At 59.5% G+C, this 6,037-nt stretch carries 3 protein-coding genes and 2 pseudogenes; 4 read left to right on the forward strand and 1 reads right to left on the reverse strand.

Annotation, left to right across the window (positions count from 1 at the left end; translation table 11 throughout):
• The 4 genes and pseudogenes from YUA_RS46640 to YUA_RS0140640 all read left to right on the forward strand — a co-directional run.
• Window positions 1–244, forward strand: a pseudogene (locus YUA_RS46640) (dihydrodipicolinate synthase family protein); the annotation flags it as partial.
• Window positions 245–478: 234 nt separating this feature from the next.
• Window positions 479–1,912: an NAD-dependent succinate-semialdehyde dehydrogenase gene (locus YUA_RS0140630; RefSeq protein WP_027535755.1), complete on the forward strand. Its 1,434-nt coding sequence runs from the start codon at window positions 479–481 to the stop codon at window positions 1,910–1,912.
• A gap of 36 nt (window positions 1,913–1,948) precedes the next feature.
• Window positions 1,949–3,337 (forward strand): PLP-dependent aminotransferase family protein, encoded by a 1,389-nt coding sequence (locus YUA_RS0140635; protein ID WP_027535756.1) that lies wholly within the window; start codon window positions 1,949–1,951, stop codon window positions 3,335–3,337.
• 383 nt (window positions 3,338–3,720) lie between these two features.
• A complete protein-coding gene (locus YUA_RS0140640; protein ID WP_035973058.1) occupies window positions 3,721–5,076 on the forward strand; it encodes a Glu/Leu/Phe/Val dehydrogenase in 1,356 nt (451 codons plus the stop codon).
• Window positions 5,077–5,793: 717 nt separating this feature from the next.
• On the opposite strand, the pseudogene YUA_RS46650 reads toward YUA_RS0140640, so the two are convergent.
• Window positions 5,794–6,037, reverse strand: a pseudogene (locus YUA_RS46650) (dihydrodipicolinate synthase family protein); the annotation flags it as partial.

A 6,037-nucleotide genomic window follows, 5' to 3' on the forward strand; every position in this document is an offset into this window, starting at 1 on the left:
CGACTACTGGGACAAGGCTCTGAGTGGGGATAAGGCATTGGATCATCTTGGCCGCGACGTCTTCGCCTTCTATCGTTGCTTCCAGTCTGGATCCTATTACGCGGCCATCAAAGAGACCATGCGCCAGCTTGGTCGGGANGCTGGTGGGCCGCGCCTGCCGCTGCTGCCGTTGGCAGACGAACAGAAAGCGGCCATCGCAAAGATCATCGCCGACGCCGGTCTCGCTCGTTGGGCTAAGGCTTAAGGAGAGGCAACATGCGGTCTAATTTTGTCATACGCGAAATCAACGTCGATGACGGATCTCACCAGCAACGGCGTTAGTTTCGGACGTAGTGATCGCCGTTGGAAGGCAGATCACTCGATGCGGGGTTTAGTACCAACCTTTCGCATCAGCACTGCCCGGACTCAAGAATTCTGTCCAATCGGGCTCCCGCCTACCGGCGTTTGAGCGCACCTTACCCTGTCCAAGGAATGGAATATGTATACGAAATTGGCACTCCTCATCGATGGCGAATGGATCGAGGAAACCAACGCTGGAAGCGAACCCGTTCTCAACCCTGCCACAGAACGGCCTCTCGGCACGCTGCCGCACGCCGGAACGGCAGAGCTCGACCGCGCACTCGCGGCGGCACGCCGGGCTTTTGAGGGCTGGAAGCGAACCTCGCCGTACGAGCGCGGGCAGATCTTGCGCCGCGCCGCTGATTTGATGCGCGCGCGCTTAGACCACATTGCTACGGTGCTAACGTTGGAAGAGGGTAAGACCCTGGCGGAAGCAAAAGGTGAGATCGCTGCGGCCGTAGAGTTCTTCGACTGGTTCGCGGAGGAAGGCCGGCGCAGCTATGGCCGTGTTATCCCGGCGCGCCTTCCGGATATGCGCCAGACCGTCACACAAGAGCCGGTTGGCCCCGTCGCCTGCTTCACGCCTTGGAACTTCCCGGCCGTAACGCCCGCGCGCAAAATCGCCCCTGCTCTTGCCGCTGGGTGCACCTGCATCATCAAGCCCGCTGAGGAAACGCCGGGCACCACCTTGGAATTAGCGCGGGCGCTCACCGATGCAGGGCTACCCAAAGGCGTGCTGAATGTGGTCTTCGGCGTACCGGCGAAAATCTCCGAATATCTCCTGCGCTCCCCGGTCATCCGTAAGATCTCCTTCACCGGATCGACCCCGGTGGGACGCCACCTCGCTCGACTGGCGGGAGAGACTCTGACGCTAGCCACCATGGAGCTGGGTGGCCATGCGCCGGTGATTGTCGCGAAAGACGCCGACGTGCAGCGCGCGGCGGAGCTCTCAATGGCGATCAAGCTGCGTAACACGGGCCAGGTTTGCACTTCGCCGACACGCTTCTTCGTCGAACAGTCGGTCTACGAGGAGTACCTCGATCACGCTCGAGCCTTCGTGGAGAAGCAGGTGGTGGGAGACGGTCTGCAAGCGGGAACCACCGTTGGTCCCGTCGCCAATACCCGCCGCGTCGCTGCCATGGATGATCTGATCTCCGACGCCTTGTCGCATTCGGCGCGCCTTGTGGTCGGAGGTGAACGTCTGAAAGAGACCGGCCTGATGTACAGGCCCACCATTTTAGCGGATATGCCCGACCAGGCGAGAGCCATGAGAGAGGAACCATTCGGCCCGCTTGCGCTGGTACAACCTGTTGATGACATAGAACAGGCCATCGCTCGCGCGAACGCATTGCCTTACGGTCTGGCAGGCTATGCCTTCACCCGCTCCGCCGCGACCGCCAACCGCATAGCGGAGAAGCTGGAGGTGGGCGTCATCGGTATCAATCAGATGGTGGTGACGATACCCGAAACCCCCTTCGGCGGAATCAGTGACAGCGGCTGGGGCCGCGAAGGCGGCATCGAGGGTTTGGAATCCTACACTGTGAGAAAATATGTCGGCCATCTTCATGTCTAACAAGCTATGAGACGAAAAGGAAAGGAAGCGCGGGACATGAGCTTGGATGCGACATTTTCGGGGTGGCGGCCACGGCAACTCGCCTCCGAGGGGCCGCGTTACCTTGCCCTGGTCAGTGCTCTGGAGCAGGACATCGCCGACGGCCGGCTGTCGGACGGCGACCGCCTGCCGCCGCACCGTGAGCTCGCACGAGAGCTTAGTCTCTCCGTCGGCACCGTGAGCAAAGCCTATCAGGAGGCCGAACAGCGCGGCATCGTCAGCGGCCATGTCGGGCAAGGTACCTTCGTCCGGCGGCGTTCCGCTCGCGCCGATGCGGCGGGAGCGAGACATGAACCGGTCAATTTAGCGCTAAACGTGCCCGCCCATGGAAGCGAAACGCAGATCCTGTCTGCGGTGTTTGGCGAGGTGATGCGCGAGCGCGATCTTGCACCGCTGTTAGGCTACCACCCTCATGGCGGCATCCCTCGTCACCGCGAAATCATCGCAGCCTCACTGTCTGACAACAACCTCGTGGTCGAGCCGGCGCAGCTCTTCCTGTGCAACGGCGCCCAGCACGCGATAGACATCGCTCTGCGCCTGGTTGCAAAGCCCGGCGACAGCATCTTAGTGGATGGCTTCACCTATTCTGGCTTCAAAGCCATCGCCGCTGCCAGTCACCTCAACTTAGTCCCCGTGGACATGGATCAGGAGGGGATGGATCCAGAGGCGTTGAAACAGGCCTGCCGCACGTCCAGGGCGCGAGTGCTCTATTGCATGCCCACTCTGCAGAGCCCCACGGCTCGCACCATGAACCTTGCCCGCCGGAAGCGCATCGCTGAACTGGCCGAGCAGCTCGATCTCACCGTTATAGAGGATGACGTTTACGGTTTTTTCTTCACCGAGCGTCCTGTGCCGATCGCCTCGTTGGCACCGAGCCGCACCTTCTACGTCACGTCCTACTCCAAATGCCTTGCGCCGGCCTTCCGACTCGGCACATTATCGGTCCCGACGACCTACATTTCTCAAGCCGAGCTCGTCCTGCACGCCTCCGCTTGGTTTGTGGCTCCGATGCTAAGCGAAGCAGTAGTGCGGCTGATCGAGAGCGGCAAGCTGGGCGAACTTCTGCGTGAGCGACGTCTACAGGCGCTCGAGCGTTACAGGGTGTTCCTGGACGTCTTTCCCAAAGCCGAAAAACTTCAATTCCCAGCCTTCTACGGATGGTTGCCATTGCCGAAAGAGTGGTCCGCAGATCAATTTTCCGCCGCAGCACGAGGTCGGGGCATACTTGTGACCCCACGCATCGCCTCGACGGTGGGAGAGGGTGACCCCGGCGCAATTCGTCTCTGCCTTGGCGCGCCGAACGATCTTAATGAACTCTCTAACGTCCTTCAAATTCTTCGCGACATTTTGGGTGGTCGACCAGCAAACGTCGTATCCGTCGCATAGGTCTCGGTCGCTCCCGATTTCAGTACGCTCCGCCTTGGTCGCTGTCAAACACAGCATTTTGCGAGAAAATGCGCTTTACGTGAGCGCAATGTGACCCATGAATTTGAATTCTTCCGAGCCAAACCGGTCGTCGATCAGCGGCCGCGAGCAATGCCGCTGCGTTGGCTGTCAAGAAGGAATCGACGGTCCATGCGAGCTCACCACGACAGGTGCGAGTTAGTAAAGCGAGCTACCTAGTGGCGCCGCAATACACACACGCAGAATCGATCGACTCCAGCCAAAACATCCCTGCGCGGGGACGCTATTACAACAATGAGAGGTGGGTGATGCAGGCTAACTCTGCTGGCTTTCTTGAAAGCGTCGACCAGAATTTCCGTCATTCCATGACGTTTCTCGATCTCCCTGAAGGATTGGCCGAGCGGATCATTCAATGCAACTCGACCTATACTGTCCGCTTCGGCGTGAGACTACGCGGGCGCATGTATAGCTTCATCGGCTGGCGATCAGTCCACAGCGAGCACTCTGAACCCGTAAAGGGCGGTATTCGCTATGCGCCGAACGCCGATGCCGAAGAGGTGGAGGCACTTGCTGCGCTCATGACGCTCAAATGCTCGCTTGTCGATGTGCCGTTTGGCGGCTCGAAGGGCGCCCTCAAGATTGATCCACGCGAATGGACCCCGCAGGAACTCGAGCGCATCACCCGCCGCTTCACCCAGGAACTCAACAAGCGCGGCCTGATAGGTCCCGGTGTCAATGTTCCGGCCCCGGACATAGGCACAAGCGAGCGGGAAATGGCCTGGATGATGGACGAATTCCGTCGCGCCAACCCGACCGACGTCGTCAACGCGCGCGCCTGCGTAACGGGAAAGCCTTTGTCGAAGGGCGGTATTGCCGGTCGCACCGAGGCAACGGGCAGGGGCGTGCAGTTTGCGATACAAAGCTATCTTCGCGATCCACGCACCCCAGGTTTGAATGGTCGACGCGATCTCAAGGACGCTTCTGTTGTCGTCCAAGGCTTTGGCAATGTCGGCTATCACGCCGCCAAGTTCCTGTCTGAAGAGGACGGCGCTCGCGTGATCGTCATTGCTGAGCGGAACGGCTATGTCGCCAATCTGAAGGGCCTCCCGATTGAACTGCTAAAGCAGCATCAGCTTCAAACGGGCAGCATTCTGGGCTTTTCAGGTGCAACATCCGCCGCCGGCGACATGACGGGCATCGAATTGCCCTGTGATGTTCTCATTCCTGCGGCGATGGAGAACGCCATTCATTCGGAAAACGCACGCCGCATAAAGGCGCATCTTGTGGTAGAAGCCGCCAATGGCCCTGTCACGTTCGAGGCAGACAAGATGCTCCGTTCTCTAGGAATAACTATCCTACCGGATCTCTATGTGAATGCCGGCGGCGTGGTCGTCAGCTACTTCGAGTGGGCGAAGAACCTGACGCGCATCCCCTTCGGATTGATGGAACGGCGGCGCCGAGAAAGGCGAAACCAGACGATCGCCGCAGCCCTTGAACAAATGACCGGCAAGGAGTTTCCCGCTGATATGCGCGACGAGTTTCTTGAAGGAGGCGCAGAGATCGACCTTGTTCGATCCGGCCTTGAGGACGTCATGCGAAGCACTTGGGCACGAATTGCAGATCTCATGGAGGAACAGCCGGAGCTCGGCGATTACAGGACCGCCGCCTACGTCGTCTCCATCCGACAAATCGCCGAAGCCTATGAAGCGATTGGGATCTGAGGAACGGATACAATAGCGCGTCAAGCGGAACAAATCTCAGCCAGAGCCGAGCAAAGACTATCGAATTGGTCCAATCGGCGCTCCTCTCCGCGCCGAAGATATCTGAGTACGATCGCAATGCATTCTTCGACATCTACGATGCTGACTTCCGGATCAGTCCCACCCGCTGATTGGAGCACTATACGCGTGTTGAGGTCGTGATGTTCTCCGACCGATGGCTTGGCGCGAAGCGTGGGCTCTTTAAGGTTCTCGTCACGAACCTGTCCGCGCTCGGGCTGCCAGCGAAAGAGATCAGGCGACTCAGCGACTGGTTGGGACGGCGAGATAGAAGCGGGGGGCGGCCGCGCGACTAAATTGGGAATGCAAGCGCTTGTCTGCACACTGGTCTTGAAGATGCCAGCATGGCTGGACACGAAGGGGTTCGTGCTGGCGTCTCAGACAGAAAGAGATCGGCCGGCGTACTTTCGATCGGTCCGAACCATGATCGCTTGAGTGTGCTCTGCCTGACATGACGTCATCCGGTCGGGGCTCGCGCTCCACGCGATCGGCTTCGCGACGCTGTGGCGTTGACCGGGCAACCACGAGCGATTTGCTGCCAAGCGATCACGGCTTGCTGTGCGCGAGAGCACATCCGCGCCAATATCGAAAGGAAGCGACCACAACTGGTGGGATGGAAGCGGCCCCGGATGATAAGCTCAGACTGCATATTAGCTCTCCTTAAGCCTTAGCCCAACGAGCGAGACCGGCGTCGGCGATGATCTTTGCGATGGCCGCTTTCTGTTCGTCTGCCAACGGCAGCAGCGGCAGGCGCGGCCCACCAGCNTCCCGACCAAGCTGGCGCATGGTCTCTTTGATGGCCGCGTAATAGGATCCAGACTGGAAGCAACGATAGAAGGCGAAGACGTCGCGGCCAAGATGATCCAATGCCTTATCCCCACTCAGAGCCTTGTCCCAGTAGTCG

This window comes from Bradyrhizobium sp. WSM3983, assembly GCF_000473045.1.
Taxonomy (GTDB): Bacteria; Pseudomonadota; Alphaproteobacteria; order Rhizobiales; family Xanthobacteraceae; genus Bradyrhizobium.

Coding starts and splice junctions, on each gene's coding strand:
- YUA_RS0140630 (WP_027535755.1), top strand. CDS start 479: ATGTATACGAAATTGGCACTCCTCATCGATGGCGAATGGATCGAGGAA.
- YUA_RS0140635 (WP_027535756.1), top strand. CDS start 1,949: ATGAGCTTGGATGCGACATTTTCGGGGTGGCGGCCACGGCAACTCGCC.
- YUA_RS0140640 (WP_035973058.1), top strand. CDS start 3,721: ATGACGTTTCTCGATCTCCCTGAAGGATTGGCCGAGCGGATCATTCAA.